Origin of the sequence: Lacipirellula limnantheis, from assembly GCF_007746075.1 — a bacterium.
Classification (GTDB): Bacteria; Planctomycetota; Planctomycetia; order Pirellulales; family Lacipirellulaceae; genus Lacipirellula; species Lacipirellula limnantheis.
This window is the reverse complement of sequence record NZ_CP036339.1, coordinates 2,408,400-2,432,986: the sequence shown is the minus strand read 5'-3', so window position 1 is coordinate 2,432,986 and position 24,587 is coordinate 2,408,400. Positions and strand designations below refer to the sequence as shown.

The window sequence follows — 24,587 nt, the reverse complement described above, 5'->3', positions numbered from 1 at the left end:
GTTCCAGTGCTTTGTCATTATGAAGTGTGAGAATGTGGCAAAGCACTCCCTTTTCATGAGCGGTCGCTAGCTCGCTCGCATCTCACGGAAGTTTGCTGTGGCGTCTGCAATCAACAAGTTACTCGACTGGATGCTGTCGGGACTGGGACTCTCAGTCTCGGCGGACAGTGCCGTGGGCTACATTGTTGCTGCACTGATTCACATTACGCTGATCATTAACTTGGTCGCTGTCGGCGCGCTCGTCTTCATCTGGTTGGAGCGCAAGATCTCCGGCCGAATTCAAGATCGTCTCGGGCCGACGCGCGTCGGCGGAAAATTCGGCTGGCTGCAAACGCTGGCCGACGGGTTGAAACTGATCACCAAGGAAGACCTGATGCCCGATGGGGCGGATGGCTTTCTCTTTAAGATCGCTCCCTACGTCAGCTTCGCGGCGTCAATTGCCGCCTTCATAGCGATTCCGTTCGCCGGCGGTCCCTACCCGTGGATCGCTCAGCACCTGAACACCGGCGTCTTTTTCGTCGTTGCCGTCCTGGGGCTCGAAGTCTTCGGCGTGATCCTTGCCGGCTATAGTTCGGCCTCGAAGTGGTCGCTCTTCGGCGCCATGCGCGAAGCGGCTCAGGTGGTGAGCTATGAGGTTCCCTTAGGCATGTGCGCCGTCGTGCCGGTGCTCATCGCCGGCTCGATGGACATGGTCGTCATCGGCAACCAACAAGCAGGACTATTCACCAACTGGTTCATCTTTCACGACCCCGCGACGTTCATCACGTTCTGGGTTTACTTGACCTGCGCGACGGCCAGCGTCAATCGCGCGCCGTTCGACCTGGCCGAAGCCGAAAGCGAACTCGTGGCGGGCTTCCACACTGAGTACTCCGGCCTGCGGTGGAGCTTCTTCTTCATGGCCGAGTACGGCTCGATGCTCTCGGTGAGCATCCTCGCCTCAGTCCTGTTCCTGGGGGCCTGGAACGGACCGATCCCCGTCGCGTCGATGCTCGGTCTCACGGCCGCCAATGGCGACGTTCCGGGGTACATCGGCAATCTGCTCGGACTGCTCAACGTGCTGTTTAAGGGCGTGGTCGGCGTGAGCGTGATGATCTGGATTCGCTGGACGCTGCCGCGATTGCGGATCGACCAGGTGATGGCGACATGTTTGAAGTACTGCACGCCGATCGCGGCGGTGATGTTCCTGGGCGCGGTCGTGTGGCAATACAACCTGCCGGGTCGGACGTTCTTTGGCTTACTGGCCGCCCCGCAGGAGACCTTCGCCGTCGATGAGGGTTGGGCCGCGTTGCCTACCACAACAGCGGAGCCTGCTAAGCCTGCCATGGTCGAGCGAGGCGCCGCGACTTCATTAGCGCCGCGCCTTGCCGCCAACCAAGGAAGGGGGAACTGACGATGGACGCCATTTACTGGCCATCAGTCTTCTTCCTGATCTTTGGCGCGCTCGCCTGCGGCTTCGCCCTGGCGGTGCTCCTTTCGGCGAACATCGTGCGGATGGCGTTTTACCTGGTCCTCTCGCTGGCGGCTACCTCGGGACTCTTCTTCCTCGCAGGACAAGAGTTCGTCGGCGCCATGCAGTTGCTGATTTACGTCGGCGGCACGCTGGTACTGCTGATCTTCGGCGTCATGCTCACCTCGCAAGAGCGGTTTGTGAACATGAAGACGCTCGCCGGCGATTGGGTGATCGGCATGATCGCCGGCGGCGCGCTGCTCAGCTTGCTCACCGCCGCGGCGTTCAGCGTCCCCGAATGGCGCGGACCGGAGCGGGCAGCGGTCGAGAACCTGCCGATCGAACCGAACGCGACGCCGATTGGGATGGGCCTGCTTGGCGCGCGGGTTGATCAGATCGGCGCTCCGGCTGATGAGCGTGCCGGAATGGCTGGTTACTTGTTTCCGTTTGAAATCGTGTCGGTTCATTTGCTCGTGGTGTTGATTGGGGCGGCTTACTTGGCACGTGCGAAGCGGCGCTCGAATCCTTTGCCGACGGGGTGAACCACTCCCGACGGGATGAACCCGTCGGCTCGCTGGGGACGATTGCGAACAACTGCACGGCTTCCGTTTTACGATATCCATGACATCATCACTCCTCGCCAATTTGCTGACTGAACCGCCCGGCGTTGCCCATTACATGACGGTGGGCGCCGTGATGTTCGTCTGCGGCGCGATGTGCATGGCGACCAAGCGGAATGCCCTGGGCGTGTTGATGGGGATCGAGCTGGTGCTCAACGGCGCCAACCTCAACTTCATCGCCTTCGGCAGCAAATACCTCGACAACGGCGGGCCGCAACTCGGGCTCGACGGTTCGCTCATCGCGCTGTTCGTCATCGTCCTCGCCGCGGCCGAAGCGGCGGTGGCTCTGGCGATTGCACTGAACTTTTACAACAACCATGACTCGATCGACGTCGACCGCGCCGATCAACTTCAAGGCTAACGCCGACGGACTGCGATGGATTTGACGCCCGCTACCGCGTTGCCGAAGCTGCTGGCCGCCGCCTGGCTGTTGCCGTTGGCGTCGTTCGTCGTGATTTTGTTCGTCGGCAAACGGCTCGGCCCGCATGGCAAGTGGGCCGGCTACCTGGCCGTCGGGGCGATCGTCTCGGCTTTTCTCTTGAGCTGCGTCGCGATGTTCGCGGTTTGGTTGCCTAACCACGAATTACCGGTCGCCCACCACGGCGAACACCACGATGAGGGTGACCAGCATGATGGCGCGCCGGCCGACGATGATCACCAACATGGCACGGCCGCCCTCCTGCAAGATGCTCCGCTAACCGCATGCGCTGATCATGACTCTCCGTTCCAGCTCGCTGCATTCCAAGAAAACGAAGCCCACGCCGACGGACACGCGGTTGAAGAAGGCCACGCCGCCAATCCGCCGCCGACGTACTACTTCGGCGACTGGTACTCCCTCGGCCAGTTTGGCGCCCTGAAGCTCACCATCGGCTACTACATCGACGCCCTCACGGTGACGATGTTCTGCATGGTGACGCTGATCGCCTCCTGCGTGCATATCTACGCGCTCGGCTACATGCACGACGAGTTGCACGATCCTTATCACGACCACGAGGTGATCGTCCACGGTCACCACCTCCATCGGCCCGGGCGGTTCCATCGGTTCTTCCAATACCTGTCGCTCTTCTGCTTCAGTATGTTGGGGATCGTTATCGCCGGCAACGTAGCGATGGTCTTCGTCTTTTGGGAATTAGTGGGCATCTGCTCCTACTTCCTGATCGGCTTCTACTTCGAGCGTCACAGCGCCAGCACCGCCGCAAACAAGGCCTTCATCGTCAATCGCGTCGGCGACTTCGGCATGCTGATCGGCATGATGGCCCTGTGGGCGAGCCTCGGCACCTTCGCGTTCGGCGACAAGCAAGATGCCAAGGGGCAAACGGTGTTGACCGAGTCAGGCGCGATCGCCGAGCCCGGCATTTTCAGCCAACTGCGCACCGCCGAGAATGGCTACCGACTCGTGCCGCCCGCGAGCATGATCGCGGAAGAAACTCGTAACGACCCTGCAATCGAGGCAGAGGACGCCGCTGCCGGCAAGGCGGGCCACTGGCTGCTGCTGGTCGCCGGCGTCGGCATCTTCTGCGGCTGCGTGGGCAAGAGCGCCCAGTTCCCGCTCCACGTTTGGCTCCCCGACGCAATGGAAGGCCCGACGCCCGTCTCCGCGCTCGTCCACTCGGCGACGATGGTCGCGGCCGGCGTTTATTTGGTCGGCCGCTTCTATCCGGCGTTCTGCCCCGAAGCGCTGCTGGTGATCGCCATCATCGGCTGCATTACGCTTTCGCTGGCGGCGACGATCGCCATCACGGCGACCGACATCAAGCGCGTCCTCGCCTATTCGACCGTCAGCCAGCTCGGCTACATGATGCTCGCGCTCGGCCTCGGCGGCTGGATCGCGGGGCTATTCCATCTAATCACGCACGCCTTCTTCAAGAGCCTCCTCTTCATGTGCTCCGGCTCGGTGATTCACGCCGTGCACACGAACGACATGACCGAGATGGGCGGCCTGCGCAAGAAGATGCCGATCACCGCCTACACGATGCTGATCGGCTGTCTCGCGATCATCGGCGCCGGCGTGCCGCTGACGCCGATCGGGTTCAGCGGTTACTTCTCGAAGGACTCGATTATTGAGCAAGCGTGGAGCCACGCCCAAACCAATGGCGGCGTTTACTGGGCCTTCCTCGCCATGGCGGTGATCGGCGCCTCGATGACGGCGTTCTACATGTTCCGCCTCTGGTTCATGACGTTCACCGGCGCCCCGCGCGATCATCACAAGTACGACCACGCGCACGAATCGCCCCGCGTGATGACCGGTCCGCTCGTGCTGCTGGCGATTTTCGCGATTGCCGTCGCGTGGCCAGCGTTCCGCCTCACGGGCCTACTTGAACAAGCCCAGCCAGTCGGCACTGCCGCCGGCGGTTCAGGCGTGTTGATCGAAGACCTCGTCGTGCCGGCGGAACACCTCAGCCACGCCCCCAATATCAAGCTCCGCGCCGGCCTCGCCGCGTTCAGTTCGGCGTTTATTGGCGTCTTCGGCGCCGCGGTCGTCTACCTGTGGGGCTACTTGAATCCACGCGAAATCAAACAGACCTTCAAGCCGATCTACACGCTCCTCTGGAACAAGTGGTACTTCGACCAGCTCTACAACTTCTTGTTCATCCAACCAGCCCTGTTCATCGGCCGGCAGATCGCGGCGTTTGATCGCGGCGTCATTGATTGGTTTCTCCACGCTTGCGCCTGGACGGTTCGCCTGTTTTCGATGGTGTTCGACGTCGTCTTCGATCGCACGCTCGTTGACGGCACGGTGAACACGGCGGCGAACTGGACATGGGATTTCGGCCTCCTGCTCCGCCGCTTCCAAACCGGCAGCCTGCGGCAGTATGTGTTGTTCATCGTCATGGGGACATGGTTCATGTGCCTCGCTTATTTTGCAGCTGCGTTTGTTCTGATGTCCTAAGGATCGTCTCGTCATCATGAATCTGAGCGACCCGATTGTTTACCTGAGCCTCATGGTTTTTCTGCCGGCGCTCGGCGCGCTGGCGCTGGCGTTCTTTCCACGCGGCAACGAAGAAGCCATTCGCTACACGACGCTGGCCGTGACGATCCTCACGTTCATGCTGTCGCTCGGACTGTTCTTCGACGCCCGCGGCGTCGAGTTCAAGAGCGGCGTCGCCGAGATGCAGGACATGTTCTCGGCGCCTTGGATTCCATCTTTCGGCATCCAGTTCCTCATGGGCCTCGACGGCATCAGCTTCCCGCTGGTGGTGCTCACCACGTTCCTCAGCATCCTCGCTTTTATCGCCAGCTGGTCGATTACCAAGCACATCAAGGCGTTTTGCATACTCTACCTGCTGCTGGAAACGGGCATGATCGGCGTCTTCATGGCGCTCGATTTCTTCCTGTTCTACGTCCTGTGGGAAGTGATGCTGTTGCCGATGTACTTCCTCATTGGCGTCTGGGGCGGCCCGCGCAAGGAATACGCCGCGATCAAGTTTTTCCTCTACACGCTGGTCGGCAGCGTGCTGATGCTGATTGCCATCCTGATGCTCTATTTCAATAGCGACCTAACGCTGTTGAATGACGAACAATTGGCGCGCGCGGGCGTCTTCAAGGTCGAGGCTCGCGCACAGGAGACCGTCGCCGAGCGGGAAGCGCGGGTGAAGGCCGCTGCCCAAGAATGGAGAGACAGCGAAGACGCGCTCGCCATGCGTTTTAAGGAGATCACGGCCGAGACCGATCCCGCCAAGAAGCGGCAGCTCCACACGTTCAACATCCTCGCCCTACAGCACATCGGTCAGCACGAAGATTCGCCCTTCAATCGCGAGGCGTGGCTCGGCAAGAGCATCCAGTGGTGGGCGTTCGTCCTGCTGTTCATCGGCTTTGCGATTAAAGTTCCCAGCGTCCCGCTCCATACCTGGCTCCCCGACGCCCACGTCGAGGCGCCGACGCCGATCTCCATGATTCTGGCCGGCGTCCTCTTGAAGATGGGCGGCTACGGCATCCTGCGCATCTGCTACCCGATCTGCCCCGCCGCTGGCTACGACCTCGCATATATCGTCTGCCTCGTCGGCGTCGTCAGCATGGTCTGGGGCGCGTTTGCCGCCCTCGCCCAGAACGACTTCAAGCGGATGGTCGCCTACAGTTCGGTCAGTCATATGGGTTACGTGGTGCTCGGACTCGGCGTTTGGAGCCTCGGCATGTGGAGTGCCACGACGCCCGGTTCGTTCACTTACAACGCCGACTATTGGAAGATGGGCGTTAACGGCGCCATGTTCCAGATGATCGCCCACGGCATCAGCTCGGCCGGCATGTTCTTCTGCGTTGGCGTCCTCTACGACCGCGTCCATCACCGCAACTTGAATGAGTTTGGCGGCATCATGGCGCGCATGCCAGTTTACAGCGGCTTTGCGATCGTCATCTTCTTCGCAGGCCTCGGCTTGCCGGGCCTCTGCGGATTCATCGGCGAAGTCTTCGTCGTGCTTTCGGTGTGGAAGTACAGCCAATTGTTGGCGGTCATTTCCGCTGCGGTAGTTATCCTGACGGCCGCCTACATCTTGTGGGCGATCCAGCGGGTCTACCTCGGCGCCGAATACAAAGGCCCGCACGGCGAAGCCCTCACGCCCATGTTGCCGCGCGAGTTCGCCATCGCCGTCCCGCTGACGGTGTTCGCCATCATCCTGGGCGTCTACCCGCAGGCGCTCCTCAACTACATGCAACCGTCGGTCGACCAGCAGGTCCAGCAACTCGCGGATTGGACCGAACGGTTCGACGCCTCGCGCGAAGCGCTGAAGAAATCGCTCGGCGAAGAGGAAGAGCAAGTGGCCCTTGCCGTTCCTGCCAGCTTGCCGACGACGCCGGCCGCCCTGAAGACATCCATTGAGTCGTCTGCGAGACCCGCGCAGTGAATTTGCATACGCTCATTGATTCCCTGATCAGCGACACGCTCCAGAAGAGCCTTCCCCTCTTCGGACCGGAGCTGGTGCTTTGCGCAACGATCGTCGTGCTGCTCCTCGCGCGGGTGCTGCCGCTGCTCGACCGCATTCCGCCGGTGGTGATCGCGTTTGTCGGCGCCGTCGCGGCGCTGATCGCCGCCGTGCCGCAAGAAGGTTTGGCTTCCTTCGGCGGGATTCAATCGCAAGAGATCTTTACCGGCATGCTCGTCTACGACGGCCTGACCGCCTACTTCAAGCTCTTTCTGATGGCGTTTGCCGTGCTGTTCGTCATCCTCTCGCACTTGACGGGAATCGCCGACCGAGACGATGGCCAGGACTACTTCTCGCTGGTGTTCGGCGCCACGATCGGCATGTGCATCATGGTGTCGTCGAACCATCTGCTCACGATGTTCCTCGGCGTCGAGATGGCGAGCGTGCCGTCGTACGTCCTCGCCGGCATCGTCAAGGGTCGTCGACGCAGCAGCGAAGCGGCGCTCAAGTACGCCGTCTATGGCGCCGGCGCGGCGGGGGTGATGCTCTACGGCACGAGCTTACTGGCGGGCCTGCTCGGCTCGGCTCACTTTCCAACGATGGTCGGGCGGCTGGTCGAATTCGACCTCCCGACGCGGATTGCGGACCGTGAGCTGACGGTGATGGTCCTCGCGCTGGCCGGGCTCATGGTCGGCGTGGGGCTGGCGTTCAAACTCTCGGCCGTTCCCTTTCACTTTTGGTGCCCAGACGTGTTCGAAGGCGCCTCGGCGGAGGTCGGCGGCTTCCTGTCGGTCGCGTCCAAGGCCGCCGCTCTCGCGTTGCTGGTGCGCGTCGCCATCGGAATGACCTACGAACATCCCACAAGCGATAAGCTTGGCTCGCCGCCTCGCGACGTGGCTGCCATCCAACAGTCGCACCCAGAGCTGCCCGTCCAATTCGTCGCGCAACAGCGTTCGACGGACGACGAGTCGACGTCCGACCCCGCGGCGGAAGAGGGTCCGCTCGACCCAGTTCGCAGCTTCGTCGTCACGCTCATCGGGATCGTATCGATCGTCACTTGTACGTTTGGCAACCTCGCCGCTTACGGTCAGCGCAACATCAAGCGGATGCTCGCGTACTCCACCATCGCTCACGCCGGTTTCATGATGATGCCGGTCGCCGCCGCGGTGGCGCTCGTCGGCATGGGGAAGACCGCGGCCGCGTCCGAAGCGATCGCCGCGCTCATGCTTTACGCCACGATCTACCTCTTCATGAACCTCGGCGCCTTCGCCATCATCGCCTTCATGCGGAACTCGATGCAGAGCGAAGAGATCAAAGACTATTCCGGCCTCATCGGCCGCAGCCCGCTGATCGCCGTCGCGTTTACCGTCATCCTGTTCAGCTTGGTGGGGTTGCCGCCGCTGGCGGGGTTCTGGCCGAAACTGCGGGTGCTGCAAGCCTTGTTCGAAGCGAACAGCCCGCTGTTGATGTTCGTGATGGTCGCCGCGGCAGCCAACACGGCGCTCTCGCTCGTGTATTACCTGCGGGTCGCCAAGACGATGTGCATTGATCGCGAGGCCGATGGCACGCGACCAGTGGCGCTCGGCTTCTTACAAACGGCTTTTGTGCTGGCGATGGCACTGCCGGTGGTGCTGTACGGTCTCGATCCCGAGCGGATCGCCCGCTGGACCCAGCAGGCCGCATCCGGCCTGTTCCAATAAACGGAGTGTCCGCGCGCCGCATGAAAGCCGACGTTATCCACTGGCTGAACCGCCTTCTTGCGATCCATTGCCGATCGTTCCCGCAGTACATGCGCTGGGCGCGCCCCCACGTCCCCCGCGGTCGGGGGCAGGAAATCGAAGCGCTCGAGGCGATCGCGCTCGATCAGGACATCATGTCGGAACGGATCAGTCGCATGGTCGTCGACGCCGACGCCCTCCCCCGCACCGGCGAATTTCCGATGGAGTTCACTGACCTCCATGATCTCGACATCGACTACGTGATCCTGACGGCAGTTCGCTACCAGGAACAAGACGTCGCGGCGATCGAGCATTTGGTGGAACGACTCCACACCGCCCCAGCGGCCCGCGCTCTGGCGGAGGAATCGCTCGGCATGGCCAAGGGGCATCTCGATACGCTCCGCGAACAGGCCCAGTCAATCGCCGCGCTCAAAGCGTAGCGACGCCCGCTTGAGCCCCCGGTTCTTTAAACCGGTGGTGCGGTCCTTCAAACCGGACGCCGCAAACGCTCAGCAAGCGGGTGTTCACGGATTGAGCGGATTGACGCGGATCATTCCAATGAATCCGTAACGTCGCGTCCAATTCCTTACACCCGCCCTCCGTTTCCCCGCCGATGCCCCACTTCGATACCCACGCCCACCTCGACCAGGAAGAGTTCGACGCCACGCGCGACGCCGTCGTCGAGCGGGCCCGCGCCGCCGGCGTCGAGACGATCATCGCCGTCGGCACAACGCTCGCTGCCAGCCGTAAATGCGTTGAACTCGCCGCCCAATACGCAGGCGCCGTCTACGCCGCCGTCGGCCTGCAGCCGAACTACGTCGCCGAGTGCGGCCCCGACGACTGGAGCGAGATCGAACGCCTCGCCGAATCTCCCGGCGTCGTCGCAATCGGCGAGACGGGACTCGATCGTCACTGGGACTTCACGCCGTTCGCGATGCAGCAGGATTACTTCGATCGCCACCTGGCGCTCGCCGGTCGACTCGACCTGCCATTCATCGTCCACATGCGCGACTGCGACGCGGAGATCATGGAGGCGCTCCGCGCCGAACATCGCCGCCGCGGCCCGCTGCGGGGGATCATGCACTCCTTCACCGGCGACGCGGGGATGGCCGCGGAGTGCCTGGCGTTGGGGCTGCACATCAGCTTCGCGGGCATGGTCACCTACAAGAAGTCGCAACCGCTGCGCGACTGCGCCGCGACGATCCCGGCCAATCGACTGCTGATCGAGACCGACTGCCCCTACCTCTCGCCCGAGCCAGTCCGCGGCAAGCGTCCCAACGAACCTGCTTACATCGCCCATACGGCAACGTGCTTGGCGATCGCGCGTAGCATCTCGCCGCAAGAACTGGGCCGGCAAACCACTGCCAACGCCCGCGCCCTCTTTGGCATTTCGTCGTAAGCGCGCGCTTCCCGTTCAGCTCCCGGTTCTTCAAACCGGGGGACGCGCAACTCACCGCGGCTCCAACCAAGGCGCTTCCGTCCCCACTGGCGTTCCCGACCGCCCACTCGCATTCGGTAAGACGTATCGATCGACGCCGGGGCCGACGTAGTTGCCATGGCAATCGCATGGCTGACACAGCTGCGGCGGACTGTTGTACCACTCGCACCAGTAGAGCTCGCCGCAACCGGTGCACCCGCAGAGGCGATCGAGGAACCCCCGGCGACACCCGTTGTTGCAGCTATTGCCGCAGGCGTCGGCGCAGCCAGTCGTCTCGCTCGGCGAACCGCACGCGGCGGAGTCTTCGCAGCAATGCGGGCAACTCGTTTCGCACGAGCAGTCGTAGCGCGCCCCGGCCAGCGGCGATCCCTGCCGCCGAGCGCAGCCGTCCGTGCAGTTTATCGCCGATCGGCAGCCGCTTGCCGCCAAGCAGAGCGCCGCCAGGCTCGCGACGACGCGAGTTCGCATCAACATCCAGATTCCCCCTTCAACGAGCCGCCGCGGACGGACCGCAGGCTCCTCGTGGGGTATCGACGAGGCGGTTAGCGAAAGTCCAGAAAATCGTTAGAATCGCTACTGCTTGCCGCTGCGGCCGCTGGCGCCGACGGCTACACTCGCCACAAACAGGACTTTCGCCCCACGTGACGCCCCCGCCCGCCGACATTGGCGCGATGAACCACGTCGCCCTGCCGACAGCTGATCCGGAGCGCGGCGCCAAGTTCTACTGCGACGTGCTCGGGTTCGTCGGCACGCCGCGTCCCGCGTTCTCGTTCCGCGGCGCTTGGCTCCTGCACCGCTCCGTGGGCGTGATGATTCACCTGATCCACGACGCTAACTTTCAACCCAATCTGGCGACGCCGATCAATTCGCGTACGAACCATCTGGCGATCCACGTCGACGACTACGATGCCGCCGTCGCCCAGCTCGCAGCTCACGGCGTGGAGTTCGTCCAGCATGTACTGCCAACCTACGGCTATCGGCAGGTTTTTTTCCGAGACCCCGACGGCAACGTCATTGAACTTGGCGAGTGGCCGTCGCCCGACCAAATGTTTCCCGCCTGAGTAACTGAATAATCAACCCGAATAATCAAGGATGGCAGCCTCATGGAACCTTCGGCCAAGAAGTTCTTTCAGCAAGTCCTCGAAACCCCGAGCCCCTCCGGCTACGAGGAACCGGTGCAGCGAATTGTCCGCGAGTACGCCGGCAAGTTCGCGGACGAGGTGAAGACCGACCTCCACGGCAACGTCATCGTCGCCGTGAATCCTGGCGCGCCGATCCGACTGATGTTTGCCGGGCATTCCGATCAGATTGGCCTGCTCGTCACTTACATCAACGACAACGGCTTCATCTACACCGGCACGATCGGCGGTTGGGATCCGCAGCAGCTGATCGGCCAGCGAATGACGATCCACACGGCCGACGGACCTGTGCCCGCCGTGATCTCTCGGAAGCCGATCCACTTGCTCGATGAGGAAGAGCGGAAGCAGGTCGTCAAGCTGAAGGATATGTGGCTCGACATCGGAGCCAAGACGCGGGAGGAAGCGGCGTCGATCGTGCGGATCGGCGACCCGGTGACGCTGGAACTCGGCTACCAGGAGATGCGGAACGGCCTCTGCAATTCGCCCGGCATGGACGACAAGACCGGCATGTGGGTCTGCATCGAAGCGGCCCGCCGCGCGAAGGCGAAGAAGAAGCTCAACGTCTCGGTCTACGCCGTGGCGACGGTGCAGGAAGAGATCGGCCTCCGCGGCGCGCACACGAGCGCCTTCGGCGTCGATCCGCAGGTTGGCATCGCGGTCGACGTCACGTTTTCGACCGACTGCCCGACGATCGACAAGAACCAGGAGGGGGACATCAAGCTCGGCGGCGGGCCGGTGCTGCACCGCGGGCCGAACATGAACCCGGTTGTCTTCGAACGCCTGCGAAAGACCGCCGAGAAAGCCGACATCCCCTGCCAATGGAACGCCCAAGGGCGCGCGACCGGCACCGATGCGAACGCCATTCAACTCGCTCGGGCGGGCGTCGCCGCAGGGTTGGTGAGCATCCCGAATCGCTACATGCACAGTGCGGTGGAGATGGTCTCGCTTCACGACCTCGATCGTGCAGCCGATCTACTGGCGGAGTTCGCCTGCAGCTTGGAGAAGGACGCCGATTTCACGCCGATGTAAAAGAAGTCCGTGGTCAGTAGTCCGTGGTCAGTTGCTGCTGTCGATTGCAGCGAGCCTCCCCGCATTTGCAACTGACAACGAACCACGGGCTACTGACAATTACGCTTCGTCGTCGAGCATCGCCAGGTAGCTCTCGTAACGCCGGGCGTCGATGAAGCCATCGGCCACCGCGTCCTTCACGGCGCAGGGCTCTTCGTGGTTGTGCGAGCAGTTGGGATACTTGCAACGGCTGACGTAGGGGCGGAGGTCGCGGAAGAAGCCGGCGACTTCTTGGGGGATGACGTCCCAGAGTTGGAACTGCCGGATACCGGGCGTGTCGAAGACAAACCCGCCGGCGGCCAGCGGAATCAGCTCCGCGGTGGTCGTCGTATGGCGGCCCTTCTCATTCTCGGAGCTCACCTCGCGGACGCGCAGCTGCAGGCCCGGCTCGACGGCGTTGAGGAGGCTCGACTTGCCGACGCCGCTCTGACCGGCGAACGCCGATTGGCGATCCTTTAGCAGACGCCGTAGAGAATCGATGTTCCAGCCGCGCTCGGCGGAGACGAGCAGCACGCGGTATCCGAGTTGGCTGTAGACGCCGATCAACGGTTGAAGGTCGGCCGCATCGACGAGGTCGGCCTTGTTGATGCAGATGATCGGCTCGATCCCGTTCTTGTCGGCCATCACGAGGTAGCGGTCGACGAGGTGAGGCTTCAGCTTCGGCTCAGCGGCGCTGACGACGACAATTACCTGATCGACGTTCGTCACCAGCACATGCTGCCGGCCGCGGCTGGCGCGGCTGAGGATGCCGTGCCGCGGTTCGACGCGTTCGATGATCCCCTCGTCGGCCCGCTCGGGGCGCACCCACACGCGATCGCCGGCGGCGACGACGTGGCGTTGGTCGGTGGCGAGCGTCTTCAAAATCCGGCGCGTCGCGCAGCGGCGCAGGACGCCGTCGTCGAGCTGCACCATGCTATGCAGGCCCTGCACGCGCAGCACGCGACCGATCCGGCAAATTTCAGGATCGATCGACAGCTGAACGCTGGCGCCTGAATCGTCTTCGACGATCTCGGCGCCGGCGATGACGCGCTTGCGGGTGAGCGCTCCCTTGCCGCTGACGCTCTCGTGCTGGTGGACGTCGGCCAGATCATCGCCGCTGGGGTCGACGCCGCGCGACCAGTTCTTGTCGCGGGCGCGGACGCTGCGGTTCTTGCGGAAGTCGGCGCGAACTTGGCGTTTCTTTTTGGCCATGGGTGAGCGGTCAGCAGTCAGCTTTCAGCGGTCAGCTAAAAAACTTACTTCAAACTCGCCCGCCTTCCTTTGGCTGACGGCTTCCTTGCTTCATACCGGCTGATCGGGCAGTTCGATTTGCCCCGCTCCGTCGTCGAGGACGTCGTAGCGCTTGTTGCCGTGATCGTTCCGTTTGTCGCGCGGGGCAGGCATGTTCTTCGGCACCGACTGAAGGCCCGCGCGCGAGAGGAGCGATTCTCGCATGATCTCGTTCGGCAGGTCGTCGGCCGGCGGCGGGCCCACGGCGCCGAGGTCGGAGGGCGAGTACATCAGTTGGTACTTATGCTTCGCCACGCAGACTTCGTCGCCCGGATCGATCCGCTTCTCTTGGACCTTGATCCCGTTGACCTTGACGCCATTGCGGCTCTTCATGTCGCGGACGAACCAGTAGCCGCCGTTGATGAAGAGCTGGCAGTGGTGAGCGGAGACATTGGCGAAGCGGAGCACGATATCGCAGCTTTCGCGGCGGCCAATGAGCAATTGCTTTTTCAGGAGCGGGATGGGATCGCCGCCCCCTTGGGGGATTAATTCGCCGTACATGGTGGTAGGTGTCTCGCGGTAAGCCTGTTTAGCCCCAACGATGATTGAGTTAGGATGGAACCCACGCCTCAAACTTGGGGACGCTTGCTCGACCCGCCGAACCCCCACGCTCGACTTTGCCGGTGCGCCCTTCCTGGCCTGGCTCCAATTTAATCCAACTACCCAAGTGCCGTCAACCAAACCGCTTACGTCGACAAGCCTGGCCCCTTCCTGGCGGGAGGCGGGGCTGCCGTTCTATTCGTACAACCACTTTTTGCGACAAAGGTTTGGGGGCCGGGTCCAAAAAGTGAGTCTCGACGCGGGTTTCACCTGCCCGAATGTCGACGGCACGGTCGCCAAAGGGGGCTGCACGTTCTGCGACAATCGGAGTTTTAGCCCCAGCCGGCGGCTGCCCCGGGCGGGGGTGCTGGGGCAAATCGACCAAAGTATCGCGAGGATGCGCAACCGATACGCCGGCTGCGACAAATTTCTCGCCTATTTCCAACCGGCGACGAACACCTACGCCCCCGTCGAGCGACTCCGCCCGCTGTACGAGGAAGCCCTCACCCACCCGCAGGTGGTCGGCATGGCGATCGGCACCCGCAGCGACTGCGTGCCGGACGACGTGCTGGACCTGCTCGAGGAGATCGCCGGCCGGGCGTATCTGGCAGTTGAGTATGGGATGCAGACGATGCATGACCGGTCGCTGGAGTGGATGAACCGCGGGCACGACCACCAGTCCTTTCTCGACGCGGTCGAGCAGAGTCGCGGGCGTGGGTTCGAAATCTGCGCTCATGTGATGCTCGGCCTGCCGGGCGAATCGCACGGCGACATGCTGGCGACGGCGCGGGAGCTCGCTCGCGTCAATATCGACGCGGTGAAGATCCACAATCTTTACTGCGTGAAGAACACCCGACTGGCCGATCAGGTCGCCGCCGGCGAGGTGACGCTCATGGGGCAAGACGACTACGTGCAGACGGTGGTCGACTTCCTGGAGCTCTTGCCGCCGACGATGGTGATCGAACGGATCAGCGGCGACGCGCCGCCCGACTTCTTCGTCGGCCCCGACTGGTGCCTCGACAAGCCGGCGGTGAAGCGGGCGATTGAGGCGGAGTTTTTGCGACGCGGGTCGTACCAGGGTCGGTTGTTCGCTTAGACGCAGTCGATTGATTTTTTTGACGGGATCACAAGATTGCGCGGATCGACTGGATGAAGAGAGGCGATTCGATCGAGCTCCCACGGCAATCAATCGCGTCGATCCAGAACATTCTGTGATCCTGTCCAGTCTTTTCTCGGGACGTAACCTACGGCAAATTGTCGCCGATCGATTTTTGGCGACAGAATGTCGTCGTCGTTAACACTTGGCGCCAGTTGATCTTCTGACGATTCGTGTCACGAATTCTGTCGTCTTTTGTCGCGACGCCAAAGGCGACAGAATTCGCTCTTGCCTTCTTCATGTGCGGGCCAGGATCCCCAGTACTCGTTCAATAGTCGACGTCGAACGGCAGCTCGGCGGGAGCCTCGCCCTTCCGGTCATGCACGCCACCGGCGAGGGTTGATATTTGTCGTTTTCCTGTCGCACTGTCGCCAAGTCGATTTTTGGCGACAGAAATCGATCAGACTCAAGTCTTGCAACTGCCTAGACTTGCGGTTTTTGACGGCATGTCCTTCGCCTATTTGTCGCGACAGAATTCTGGCAAGTGTCGACCGGCGCGACGCTTTGCAATCGGGCTTTGGCGGGCCGAATGGGCGCAGCACGAAGAGCCCACAGCCGCCTGCGAAAAACGGCGTGAAGATGACCTTCGAAATCGATTGCCAAAGAACGAACAACGATCCACAAGTACGCTAACAGAGTAGGTGGCCAATTTCTGTACGGAAGTTGGACTTTTTCTCGCCTGGCGATCGGCCTACCGCGTGAACACCATCTTGCCGCGCGTCGTCCCCTCCCACATCGCACGAAATGCCTCGTCGGCGCGCTCCATCGGGAGCACCGTTCCAATCTCCGGCGTGATTCCGGCGTTGACGATAAGGTCCATCATGTTCGTCATGTCGGCCAGGGTCCCCATGATCGACCCAGTGATGGTGAGTTGGTCGGCAATGATCGGCAGAATGTTCAGCGAAACGTCGAACCCGCTGGTACCGCCGGTCACGACCAGCGTTCCGCCGCGCGCAAGGGACGAGAGACTGTGCGCAAAGGTCGTCGACCCAACGCTGTCGATGACCGCCGGCGCCTTGCGCGGAAGCGGCTCGTTGGGCAAGAAGCACTCGTGGGCGCCGACCCGTTTGGCAATCGCTCGGCCCTCCTCGTGTCGGCTGGTGGCCCACACCTCCAACCCTGCGGCGCGGCCGAGTTGTATGAGCGCGGTCGACATCCCGCCGCTCGCCCCTTGGATCAGCACCGTTTCGCCGGGGCGCAACTGGGCCTTCGTGAAGAGGGCCCGGTAGGCGGTCAACCAGGCCGTGCCGAGAACCGAGGCATGCAGGGGAGACAGGCCGCTGGGGAGCGGGATGACGTTGCGTTGCGGGACGACGACGTAGTCGGCAAACGTGCCATGGATGAATTCGCTGGGAATGTGCCAGGCAGGATCCATCGTCTCGTCGCCGCGCCAGTCGTCGCTCCCCATCATCGGGTAGATCACGACCGGCGTCCCGTCGTCCAGCGTGCCGGCGGCGTCGTTGCCAAGGATGAGCGGAAAGTTGATCCCCTCGGGGTGCCCGCTGATCCCCTGCAACGTGAAGAGGTCGTGGCGGTTGAGGCTCGCGTGAGTGACCTTCACGCGCACCGAGCCAGTCGGCACGTTCGGTTCGGGCATTTCGCCGACCGTCAGTGACGAAAGAGGATCGTCTGGAGCGGCGTGCGTTGCGTACACGGCAAACATCGGCGTCGTCCTTAGCTGCGGCGGGCGCCGCTTACGAGGTGATTTCCAGCGAGGCGATCCGGTCACCCGCCAGTTTGAAGAAGAACCGGAGATCGATCGGACTACCGGGAAAGTTCCCCGTCAGCCGGCTGGTGACCACGACGCGGCCAGCCGCCTCGGTGCAGGCCAGCGGCTCGCTCGTGTACTGGTACTTGGTCGACGTCCCCTCCTTCCATTTTCGGATCGCCGCCAGACCGTTGTAGGTGCGTCCCTCGTCGCGCACGACGGCGTCGGCGGCGAAGCAGCGAACCAATTCATCGACGTCCGTCTTGTCGGCGGCGAAGTAGCCGGCGACCGGCGCGGGAAATTGCAGCGTCATGATCGTTCCTTTGGTGAGTGGTTCGGAGCTCGGTGCTCCGTCTCTCACATAGACCCCCGGGAACGACGATCGTGACAACTCGCCGGAAATTTTTTTCAATTAAGATGCAACGCCCCGCGAACGTCGGAGCGCTCCAGGATGCGCCGCAGCCAGCCGATTTCGTCGGCCGGCTGAAGAAACGGGTGATCGCGATAAATGGCAACGTGCTGACTCTCGACGACGTCCTCGATCTCTTGGGTCGTCTCGCCGGCGATGTCGCGGACGCGCTCGAAGTGGTCCGACGCGAACAGCAGTCGGTTCGGGTCGACGTGGCCTTGCTCGATGAAGCCCCGCGTCTTCTTGGGGCAGCGGCACGGGTTGTCTTTGTTGACAAGCCCGCACTGGTTGTTCATGAAGCGGTGCAAATCGCGTCGGGCGCGCGACAGTGACTGACGAAAATTGGCGGCCGTCATCTCGAGCACTTCGCTGCCAATGGCATCGCTGACCCCGAGGATGGCGCCGAGCGTGAAGATCAGCCGCTGCTTGCGATCGAGGCAGAGCAGCATCCCCATCGTGCAACTGTGCTTGGCCTCTTCGACCAGCAGCGGCACGGCGACAGGCATGGTCTGGGGATCGGGCAGATCCAAATTCGGCACGCCGTCGATCGCGGCGCCATAGTCGGCAAACGTCAGGGGCTGCGATTCCGCGCCGCGGCGTTTCATGTTGAGGATATGATTGACGACGATGCGGTAGAGCCAAGTACGGAGCTTGCTCTCCCCCTGAAACGTGCTGAGCCGGGTGATGACTTTGATCAACGCTTCTTGCGTCACTTCCTCGGCGTCGTGCGGGTCGAAGACCATGCGAACCGCAATGTTGTAAATCCACGCTTGATGCCGCAGCACCAGTTGCTCCAGCGCCGCCCTGTCGCCGTTCTGGGCTTGCGCGACGAGCTCGTCGTCGGACGCGCCGGGCTCCGCGATCTCAGAGAATGGGTTGAACATTGCTGGGCTCCATGGCGGGGAAGGAACGGATTGTACTCCAGCAGCTGGGACACATTCCAACGGCGACTGTGACAACGGGCCGGAAGCCGCCGTAGAACAAGTCGACATGCGCCGCGTCTTTCCCGGTTCGCGTTCGGTCGCGCGGTTCGCGTCCGACTCGTCCAACTGCTCACTAGTTCTGAAGTTCTGATCGGTCGTTCGCCATCTCGATGGCGATCGCGTACGATGGTTCGAAGCGTAAGAGAGGACTGGACGGTCGCCGGTTTGACTCGCGAGGGTCTAACGGGAGGAAAGTCCGGGCGTCGTAGGACAGGGTGGTGGGTAACGCCCACCGGTCGTGAGACCAGGGAAAGTGCAACAGAAAGTAAACCGCCGCGCAAGCGGTAAGGGTGAAACGGTGCGGTAAGAGCGCACCAGCAGGCGGGGCGACTCGTCTGGCTTGGTAAACCCCGCCCGACGCAAGGCCAAACAGGGAGCAGAATCGGTCCGATTCGTTACGACTTCCGGGTAGGCTGCTAGAGGCGGCGAGCAATCGTCGTCGTAGAGGAATGATCGTCGCGTGGCGCAAGCTGCGTACAAAACCCGGCTTATAGGTCCTCTCTTACGCTTTTTTCTCTTGTCTTCTTTGCGCCTTCGCGCCTTTGCGTGAGATCTGAATTAAGAATGTCTCTCGCAAAGGCGCAGAGGCGCAAAGAAATACGCAGAGTAGATAAGCAATAGTGCATAGAAGCTGTTTCACAAGTGCATTGAGTTAAGATTGCGCCCTGGAAGGAGTTACGATTCAATGGTCGTTGAAAGGAGTCCTTTCGATGGCCAAGACGTATGCGGCATCGTACGAACCGATGTTGACGGACGAGCAGTGGACGAAGCTCGCTCCGCTGTTTCCAGAGCCAGTCCGCTCAGCGCGCGGGGGACAGACGCCGATCGACAATCGGCATTGTTTCGAAGGCATTCTGTGGATGTTGCGGTACGGCGCGGCGTGGAAGGCGTTGCCCAGGGGGTATCCTTCGGCGAGCACCTGCTGGCGGCGGCTGCAAGACTGGGCCGACGACGACGTGCTGGAGGAAGCGTGGCGTGTTCTGCTAGGGGAGCTCGACCAGCGAGGTCGCTTGGTCTGGGAGGAATGCTTCGCGGATGCGACGTTCATTCCGGCGAAAAAAGGGGGGCTCGAATCGGGAAAACCAAGCGCGGCAAAGGCACGAAGCTGGTGGTGGTGGCGGATGGCGAGGGCGTACCTCTGGGGCTGTGCGTCGAGTCGGCCTCGCCCCACGAAAGCACGCTCATCGAAGCCACGCTCGACGACGTGAACGTGCCGCGTCGAGATCGTCGTCGTTCGCCGCGGAAGGTCACGCGCTTGATCTACGACAGGGCGGCCGACAGCGACCCGCTGCGAAAGCGCCTGGAAGAACGAGGGGTGGAATTGATCTGTCCGCATCGCGTGAACCGCCGCAAACCGAAACTTCAGGACGGGCGAAAACTCAGGCGCTACCGACGCCGTTGGAAAATCGAACGCACCTTCGCCTGGCTCCAGAATTACCGACGACTCGCCATCCGCTACGAACGAAAACCCCAACTCTTCCAAGCCTTCGTGCACGTCGCCTGCTTACTCATCACTCTCAAACGGTTGTGAAACAGCTTCTAGTTGAAAAGGTTAAAGAAACAGCCAAGAGCTTTCGCCTACCTTCTTTATCGTCTTCTTTGCGCCTTCGCGCCTTTGCGTGAGACAATCTTGATTTATATCTCACGCAAAGGCGCGATGGCGCAAAGGAAATGCAATTTCAGCGATTGAATGTGGAAGATGCCGCTACGTCTGCTCGGTTGGGTGTGGGCTTCGCCCTGGACGGCGGTCGGGTTAGCGGCTGGGACAGCTGGCTTGGTCACTGGCGGGCGGGTGCAAAAGCGGGGGGCGGCGATTGAGTTTCATGGCGGGGCCGTGCCGTGGTTGATCTCGCGGTGGCCGTGCGGGCCGTTCACGATGGCGATGACGCTGGGGCATGTGGTGCTGGGGCGCGACGCGGTTTGCCTTCACGTTACGCGCGCTCACGAATTGGTTCACATCCGTCAGTACGAGCGGTGGGGGCCGTTGTTCATCCCCGCCTATCTGTTATGCTCGGCGCTGATCTGGGCCCGCGGCGGGGATGCTTATCGGGATAATCCGTTCGAGCGCGAGGCTTATGCGATTGCGCCCTAGAACGCATGTCCCTTTAGTTTTCTCTCTTCTTTGCGCCTTCGCGCCTTTGCGTGAGATCTAAATCAAGATTGTCTCACGCAAAGGCGCGAAGGCGCAAAAGGAAATACAGAGCCATTGAGTTCGTGACTGCGCAACGAAGTTAGATTTCTATGACCAAAGATTTTGATGCGATTGTTTGCGGGTCGTGCGTCGTCGACGTGCTCGTGCGGCCGGTTGATTTGGAACGGCCGATTGGGGGCGGGAAGCTGATCCAGGCCGAACCGCTGGAACTGGCTACCGGCGGGATCGTCGCGAATTCGGGGATCACGCTGACGCGGCTGGGGATGCGGGCGGCGGCGTTTAGCTATGTCGGCAACGATGCGTGGGCCGAGGTGATTCGGCAGCGGTATGCGGCCGAGGGGCTCGACGATGCGGGGCTGCTGACGCACCCTACCGGCGCGACGAGCACGACGGCCGTGCTGATCGACCCCAGCGGCGAGCGGTCGTTCCTCCATTGCGTCGGGGCCCCGAAGCTGCTCAATCGGGCGGCGTTTCTGGACCATCTCGACCTGTTCGCGCGCAGCCGGTCAATGCTGCTCGGCTATTATCCGCTGCTACCGAATCTCATCGACGATTTGCCGGAAGTGCTCGCGGCGATTCGCAAGACGGGCTGCATGACGGCGCTCGACGCGGCGGGCGACGGCGGCGAGATGGGGCCGCTCGCGCCGGTACTGCCGCATCTCGATTTGTATGTGCCGAGCTTGGCGGAAGCCCATCATCAAACGGGCGAGGAAGATCCGCAGAAGATCATCGCGGCGTATCGGAGCGCCGGCGCTACGGGAATGCTGGGCGTAAAACTCGGCAGCCGCGGGGCGATTCTCAGCCCGAAGCCGGGCGAGTTCGTCGACGTGGCGATTACGAAGCCGCCGGGCGAGGTGGTCGATACGACCGGCGCCGGCGACTGTTTTCTCGGCGGCTTGCTCGCGGGGTTGTTGCGCGGGATGTCGCCGGCAGAGGCGGGGCGACTCGGCTCGGCGACCGGTGCGTGTTGCGTGACGCGACTCGGGGCGACGGCGGGGATTCTTGGGTTCGACGAAACGGCGCGGTTGGCGGGCCTGTAGCCGCGACTCAACGAGCCGCCGGAGAGGGACTCAAATGGGGAATGTGGAATGCTGAATGGGGAATGCAGAATTTCTCCCCATTCCACATTCCACATTCGACATTGTTTGTTCGCCGCTCCGGCGGGTCGTTGACCCGCGGCTACTGGCATTGATGGGCGACTCGCTACACGTCGAACTTGATGCCTTGCGCCAGCGGCAGGTCGCGGGAGTAGTTCACCGTGTTGGTGACGCGGCGCATGTACTGCTTCCAGGAATCGCTGCCCGACTCGCGGCCGCCGCCCGTTTCTTTCTCGCCGCCGAAGGCGCCGCCGATCTCGGCGCCGCTGGTGCCGATGTTGACGTTGACGATGCCGCAGTCGCTGCCGGCGGGAGAGCAGAAAAGCTCCGCTTCGCGGACGTCGCTGGTGAGGATCGCCGACGACAGGCCTTGCGGCACGTTGTTGTGCGTGGCGATCGCTTCGTCGAGATTCTTGTATCGCATCACGTAGAGGATCGGGGCGAACGTTTCGTGCTGGACGATCGCGGCCTTCGCGTCGATTTCCACGAGCGCGGGCCGAACATAGGCGCCGCCGTTGGGGACGTTCTCAGTGACGCGACCGCCGCCGTGGATGACGCCCCCCTGCTCTTTCGCGGCCGCGAGGGCCGCATCAAATTGCATCGCGGCGCCTTCGTCGACAAGCGGACCGATGAGCGTGCCGGCGGCGGTCGGGTCGCCGATCGGCAGCTTTGCGTAAACCTTCAGCAAGCGGTCGCGGAGCTCGTCGGCGATCGATTCGTGGACGATCAACCGGCGCAGCGTGGTGCAGCGTTGGCCGCAGGTGCCGACGGCGGCGAAGACGATTGAGCGGACGGCGAGATCAAGGTCGGCCGACGGCGTGACGATCATGCCGTTGTTGCCGCCGAGTTCGAGCAGCGACCGGCCTAGCCGCTTGGCGACAACTTCAGCAACGGCCCGCCCCATCGGTACCGAACCGGTGGCCGAGACGAGCGGCACCTTCGGCGACGCGGTGAGTTGCTTGCCCACGTCGGCGCCGCCGATCACCAGCGTCGAGATGCCGGCGGGTACGCCCTTCGCTTCGGCAAGCGACTTCTGGAACAGCGCCTGGCAGGCGATCGCACAGAGCGGCGTCTTTTCCGACGGCTTCCAGACGATGGGATCGCCGCAGACCCAGGCGATGGCGGCGTTCCAGGCCCACACGGCGACGGGAAAATTGAACGCGGAAATCACGCCCACCGGCCCCAGCGGGTGCCACTGCTCCATCAGGCGATGGCCGGGGCGTTCGCTGGCGATCGTCTTGCCGTAGAGTTGCCGGCTAAGGCCGACGGCGAACTCGCAGATGTCGATCATTTCCTGGACTTCGCCCAGGGCTTCTTGCGTGATCTTGCCGGCTTCCCAGCTGACGATCGTCGCGAGTTCTGTTTTGTACTTGCGAAGCTGTTCGCCGAACTGGCGGACAAAGGCGCCGCGCACAGGGGCGGGAACGACGCGCCACTTGAGAAACGCTTCAGCAGCTGCATCGATCGCGGCGTCGACTTGCGTCACATCGGCGCCAGCGAATTCAGCGAGCGCGCTGCCGTCGATCGGGGAATGTTTGACTATCGGCGCGCCGCGGCCGACTTGCCAGTCGGCGCCATTGCTGACGGCTCGGACGGCGCAATCGACGCCAAGGGCTTCCAGGGCTTTCACGACGGCTGCGTTCATGTTGTTAGCTTTAGTAGTGAAGGTCGATGCTTCAGATCGACGGCTCGCGGACGACGTCGTGATCGGTCGTTTCCCGCGTCGTGGCGCCGCCGACGGACGAGGCGCTGCTGAACCGGGTGGCAATGCGCGTGTCGTAATGGCGACCAAAGCGATTGCCGAGGAAGTTCTCGAAGTCGACGTCTTCCTGGCGGAGAAAGCCGCTGCTGTTGAGCTGCCCGGCGACGTGCATGTCGATCACCGCGCAAATGCCCGCGGCCGTGGTGATCTGGATGGCCGACCAGTTCTCGCCGCCAATCTCCTGATGGTAAATCTTACGGGCGTCGGTCAATTGAACCAGCTGGCCGTTGCGATAGCCAGTCACCGTGCAAAAGGTGACCACCACGTCTTGGAACGTGATCGGCACCGCGTTCTCGAGGATGTCTTTCAGCAGGTCGCGGCGTTGGCTCAAGCGCAGCTCGTTCACCAGCAGCTGGACCTGGTTGCAGTGCCCCAGGTAGCGAACAGTCTTGTAATTGAGGTCGCGGACCTTGCCGTCGAGCGACTCGCAAAGCGTGCCCAGACCGCCGCTGGTGTTGAAGGCTTCGTAGCGAACGCCGTCGAGCGAGAACTGCTCGTAACCTTCCAGCGGCAGCACCTCGATGCGGCGGCCTTCGTGGATCGCGTCGCACGGATTGCAATACTCGTTGATCAGGCCGTCGGTGGACCAGGTGAGGTTGTACTTGAGCGCGCCGGTCGGAAACTGCGGCAAAGCGCCGACCCGCATGCGGACGGTATCGAGCTTTTCGACCCGTTGGGCGAGATTGTTGGCGACGATCGAGATGAATCCGGGCGCCAGCCCGCACTGCGGCATGAAGACCTGACCCGGTTGAGCCTTGGCGGCGACGGCGCGGACGCGGCGAGTCGTTTCGACGTCTTCGGTGAGATCGAAGTAGCTGGCCCCTGCGGCGAGCGCAGCCTCGGCGACGCGCGGGTTGTGGTAGTAGCTCAGCGCCGAGATCACCGTATCGCGTCCGGCGAGCGCGCTGGCGAGTTCGGCGGGCGACTCGACGTCGACCGCGACGGTCTTCACGCCAATGCGCAGGGCGATCAGTTCGAGGGCTTCGGGGCTGGAGTCGCCGACGAGAACGTCGTAGTCGCCAGTGTCGACGAGGAGCCGAGCAATCATCCGGCCGATCTTGCCGGCGCCGAGTAACAACACGCGATGCATACGAAAACCTTTGCGAAGAACGTTCGCCGCCCCAAAACTCTAGTGCCGAATCTGCATGCCGTTCGCTCCCGACTGGCGATCAACAATCGCGCGCCGGGAACGAGGGTCTCTATTGAACAGTATCCACCGCCACGC

22 protein-coding genes and 1 other RNA gene are annotated in these 24,587 nt (G+C 62.5%); 15 read left to right on the top strand and 8 right to left on the bottom strand.

Features of this window, described 5'->3' with window-relative positions:
• Nucleotides 1-97: 97 nt before the first annotated feature.
• From nuoH to I41_RS09550, 8 genes are all read left to right on the top strand, one after another.
• Entirely contained in the window at nucleotides 98-1,390 is a 1,293-nt protein-coding gene (gene nuoH / locus I41_RS09585) for an NADH-quinone oxidoreductase subunit NuoH (RefSeq protein WP_246133847.1), read from the top strand.
• Between the two features lie 2 nt (nucleotides 1,391-1,392).
• Nucleotides 1,393-1,989, top strand: coding sequence for an NADH-quinone oxidoreductase subunit J family protein (locus I41_RS09580; RefSeq protein ID WP_145432335.1), 597 nt, complete (start codon nucleotides 1,393-1,395; stop codon nucleotides 1,987-1,989).
• A 79-nt stretch (nucleotides 1,990-2,068) separates the two neighbouring features.
• Entirely contained in the window at nucleotides 2,069-2,428 is a 360-nt protein-coding gene (gene nuoK / locus I41_RS09575; protein ID WP_145432334.1) for an NADH-quinone oxidoreductase subunit NuoK, read from the top strand.
• Nucleotides 2,429-2,443: 15 nt separating this feature from the next.
• Nucleotides 2,444-4,957 (top strand): NADH-quinone oxidoreductase subunit L, encoded by a 2,514-nt coding sequence (nuoL, locus tag I41_RS09570; RefSeq protein WP_145432333.1) that lies wholly within the window; start codon nucleotides 2,444-2,446, stop codon nucleotides 4,955-4,957.
• A 16-nt stretch (nucleotides 4,958-4,973) separates the two neighbouring features.
• Complete coding sequence (locus I41_RS09565) at nucleotides 4,974-6,905, top strand: complex I subunit 4 family protein (protein ID WP_145432332.1); 1,932 nt, start codon at nucleotides 4,974-4,976, stop codon at nucleotides 6,903-6,905.
• Nucleotides 6,902-8,623 carry an NADH-quinone oxidoreductase subunit N gene (locus I41_RS09560; protein ID WP_145432331.1) on the top strand — a complete coding sequence of 574 codons (1,722 nt, stop codon included), beginning with the start codon at nucleotides 6,902-6,904 and terminating at the stop codon, nucleotides 8,621-8,623. The genes I41_RS09565 and I41_RS09560 overlap by 4 nt, the downstream gene beginning before the upstream one ends.
• A 20-nt stretch (nucleotides 8,624-8,643) precedes the next feature.
• Complete coding sequence (locus I41_RS09555; protein WP_145432330.1) at nucleotides 8,644-9,081, top strand: hypothetical protein; 438 nt, start codon at nucleotides 8,644-8,646, stop codon at nucleotides 9,079-9,081.
• 173 nt (nucleotides 9,082-9,254) lie between these two features.
• Nucleotides 9,255-10,040, top strand: a complete 786-nt coding sequence (locus tag I41_RS09550) for a TatD family hydrolase (RefSeq protein WP_145432329.1) — start codon at nucleotides 9,255-9,257, stop codon at nucleotides 10,038-10,040.
• Between the two features lie 51 nt (nucleotides 10,041-10,091).
• Here I41_RS09550 and I41_RS27175 read toward each other — a convergent pair whose 3' ends face one another.
• Nucleotides 10,092-10,553: a hypothetical protein gene (locus I41_RS27175; protein ID WP_168206789.1), complete on the bottom strand. Its 462-nt coding sequence runs from the start codon at nucleotides 10,551-10,553 to the stop codon at nucleotides 10,092-10,094.
• 167 nt (nucleotides 10,554-10,720) lie between these two features.
• Between I41_RS27175 and I41_RS27170 the strand changes: the two genes are divergently transcribed.
• Nucleotides 10,721-11,140 carry a VOC family protein gene (locus I41_RS27170; protein WP_168206788.1) on the top strand — a complete coding sequence of 140 codons (420 nt, stop codon included), beginning with the start codon at nucleotides 10,721-10,723 and terminating at the stop codon, nucleotides 11,138-11,140.
• A 42-nt stretch (nucleotides 11,141-11,182) separates the two neighbouring features.
• The gene (locus I41_RS09540; RefSeq protein WP_145432327.1) at nucleotides 11,183-12,247 is read left to right on the top strand and encodes a M42 family metallopeptidase; all 1,065 of its coding nucleotides are present in this window, start codon (nucleotides 11,183-11,185) and stop codon (nucleotides 12,245-12,247) included.
• Between the two features lie 99 nt (nucleotides 12,248-12,346).
• On the opposite strand, the gene rsgA is transcribed toward I41_RS09540, so the two are convergent.
• Nucleotides 12,347-13,477, bottom strand: coding sequence for a ribosome small subunit-dependent GTPase A (gene rsgA / locus I41_RS09535; protein ID WP_145432326.1), 1,131 nt, complete (start codon nucleotides 13,475-13,477; stop codon nucleotides 12,347-12,349).
• Nucleotides 13,478-13,567: 90 nt separating this feature from the next.
• A complete protein-coding gene (locus tag I41_RS09530) occupies nucleotides 13,568-14,056 on the bottom strand; it encodes an FHA domain-containing protein (protein ID WP_145432325.1) in 489 nt (162 codons plus the stop codon).
• A gap of 166 nt (nucleotides 14,057-14,222) precedes the next feature.
• Here I41_RS09530 and I41_RS09525 point away from each other — a divergent pair, with 166 nt between their 5' ends.
• Nucleotides 14,223-15,191, top strand: coding sequence for a TIGR01212 family radical SAM protein (locus I41_RS09525; protein ID WP_261342485.1), 969 nt, complete (start codon nucleotides 14,223-14,225; stop codon nucleotides 15,189-15,191).
• A 751-nt stretch (nucleotides 15,192-15,942) separates the two neighbouring features.
• Here I41_RS09525 and I41_RS09520 read toward each other — a convergent pair.
• The 3 genes from I41_RS09520 to I41_RS09510 all read right to left on the bottom strand — a co-directional run bounded on the left by I41_RS09520 (nucleotide 15,943) and on the right by I41_RS09510 (nucleotide 18,252).
• Nucleotides 15,943-16,914, bottom strand: a complete 972-nt coding sequence (locus tag I41_RS09520) for a quinone oxidoreductase family protein (RefSeq protein ID WP_145432323.1) — start codon at nucleotides 16,912-16,914, stop codon at nucleotides 15,943-15,945.
• Nucleotides 16,915-16,945: 31 nt separating this feature from the next.
• Nucleotides 16,946-17,272 (bottom strand): nuclear transport factor 2 family protein, encoded by a 327-nt coding sequence (locus I41_RS09515; protein ID WP_145432322.1) that lies wholly within the window; start codon nucleotides 17,270-17,272, stop codon nucleotides 16,946-16,948.
• A gap of 95 nt (nucleotides 17,273-17,367) precedes the next feature.
• Nucleotides 17,368-18,252 carry an RNA polymerase sigma factor gene (locus I41_RS09510; RefSeq protein WP_145432321.1) on the bottom strand — a complete coding sequence of 295 codons (885 nt, stop codon included), beginning with the start codon at nucleotides 18,250-18,252 and terminating at the stop codon, nucleotides 17,368-17,370.
• Between the two features lie 240 nt (nucleotides 18,253-18,492).
• Between I41_RS09510 and rnpB the strand changes: the two genes are divergently transcribed.
• The 4 genes from rnpB to I41_RS09490 all read left to right on the top strand — a co-directional run bounded on the left by rnpB (nucleotide 18,493) and on the right by I41_RS09490 (nucleotide 21,543).
• An RNA gene (rnpB, locus tag I41_RS09505) (RNase P RNA component class A) lies at nucleotides 18,493-18,858 on the top strand.
• A gap of 236 nt (nucleotides 18,859-19,094) precedes the next feature.
• A protein-coding gene (locus I41_RS09500; RefSeq protein ID WP_145436303.1) for an IS5 family transposase occupies nucleotides 19,095-19,882 on the top strand; the annotation gives its coding sequence in 2 pieces (ribosomal slippage) (nucleotides 19,095-19,434 and nucleotides 19,434-19,882; 789 coding nt in all).
• Nucleotides 19,883-20,050: 168 nt separating this feature from the next.
• A complete protein-coding gene (locus I41_RS09495; protein ID WP_145432320.1) occupies nucleotides 20,051-20,443 on the top strand; it encodes a hypothetical protein in 393 nt (130 codons plus the stop codon).
• Between the two features lie 149 nt (nucleotides 20,444-20,592).
• Complete coding sequence (locus I41_RS09490; protein ID WP_145432319.1) at nucleotides 20,593-21,543, top strand: carbohydrate kinase family protein; 951 nt, start codon at nucleotides 20,593-20,595, stop codon at nucleotides 21,541-21,543.
• Nucleotides 21,544-21,706: 163 nt separating this feature from the next.
• Here the strand turns inward: I41_RS09490 and amaB are convergent, their stop codons facing one another.
• Entirely contained in the window at nucleotides 21,707-23,245 is a 1,539-nt protein-coding gene (amaB, locus tag I41_RS09485) for an L-piperidine-6-carboxylate dehydrogenase (RefSeq protein WP_145432318.1), read from the bottom strand.
• A 31-nt stretch (nucleotides 23,246-23,276) separates the two neighbouring features.
• Complete coding sequence (locus I41_RS09480; RefSeq protein WP_145432317.1) at nucleotides 23,277-24,452, bottom strand: saccharopine dehydrogenase family protein; 1,176 nt, start codon at nucleotides 24,450-24,452, stop codon at nucleotides 23,277-23,279.
• Between the last annotated feature and the right edge of the window lie 135 nt (nucleotides 24,453-24,587).

Bases quoted from the DNA above. Each gene is read 5' to 3' on its own strand.
- I41_RS09495 (WP_145432320.1), top strand. From the start codon at position 20,051: ATGCCGCTACGTCTGCTCGGTTGGGTGTGGGCTTCGCCCTGGACGGCG.
- nuoK (WP_145432334.1), top strand. From the start codon at position 2,069: ATGACATCATCACTCCTCGCCAATTTGCTGACTGAACCGCCCGGCGTT.
- I41_RS27175 (WP_168206789.1), bottom strand. From the start codon at position 10,553: ATGTTGATGCGAACTCGCGTCGTCGCGAGCCTGGCGGCGCTCTGCTTG.
- I41_RS09565 (WP_145432332.1), top strand. From the start codon at position 4,974: ATGAATCTGAGCGACCCGATTGTTTACCTGAGCCTCATGGTTTTTCTG.
- amaB (WP_145432318.1), bottom strand. From the start codon at position 23,245: ATGAACGCAGCCGTCGTGAAAGCCCTGGAAGCCCTTGGCGTCGATTGC.
- nuoL (WP_145432333.1), top strand. From the start codon at position 2,444: ATGGATTTGACGCCCGCTACCGCGTTGCCGAAGCTGCTGGCCGCCGCC.
- I41_RS09520 (WP_145432323.1), bottom strand. From the start codon at position 16,914: ATGTTTGCCGTGTACGCAACGCACGCCGCTCCAGACGATCCTCTTTCG.
- I41_RS09490 (WP_145432319.1), top strand. From the start codon at position 20,593: ATGACCAAAGATTTTGATGCGATTGTTTGCGGGTCGTGCGTCGTCGAC.
- I41_RS09580 (WP_145432335.1), top strand. From the start codon at position 1,393: ATGGACGCCATTTACTGGCCATCAGTCTTCTTCCTGATCTTTGGCGCG.
- I41_RS09540 (WP_145432327.1), top strand. From the start codon at position 11,183: ATGGAACCTTCGGCCAAGAAGTTCTTTCAGCAAGTCCTCGAAACCCCG.
- I41_RS09510 (WP_145432321.1), bottom strand. From the start codon at position 18,252: ATGTTCAACCCATTCTCTGAGATCGCGGAGCCCGGCGCGTCCGACGAC.
- rsgA (WP_145432326.1), bottom strand. From the start codon at position 13,477: ATGGCCAAAAAGAAACGCCAAGTTCGCGCCGACTTCCGCAAGAACCGC.
- I41_RS09515 (WP_145432322.1), bottom strand. From the start codon at position 17,272: ATGACGCTGCAATTTCCCGCGCCGGTCGCCGGCTACTTCGCCGCCGAC.
- I41_RS09550 (WP_145432329.1), top strand. From the start codon at position 9,255: ATGCCCCACTTCGATACCCACGCCCACCTCGACCAGGAAGAGTTCGAC.
- I41_RS09555 (WP_145432330.1), top strand. From the start codon at position 8,644: ATGAAAGCCGACGTTATCCACTGGCTGAACCGCCTTCTTGCGATCCAT.
- I41_RS09530 (WP_145432325.1), bottom strand. From the start codon at position 14,056: ATGTACGGCGAATTAATCCCCCAAGGGGGCGGCGATCCCATCCCGCTC.
- I41_RS09480 (WP_145432317.1), bottom strand. From the start codon at position 24,452: ATGCATCGCGTGTTGTTACTCGGCGCCGGCAAGATCGGCCGGATGATT.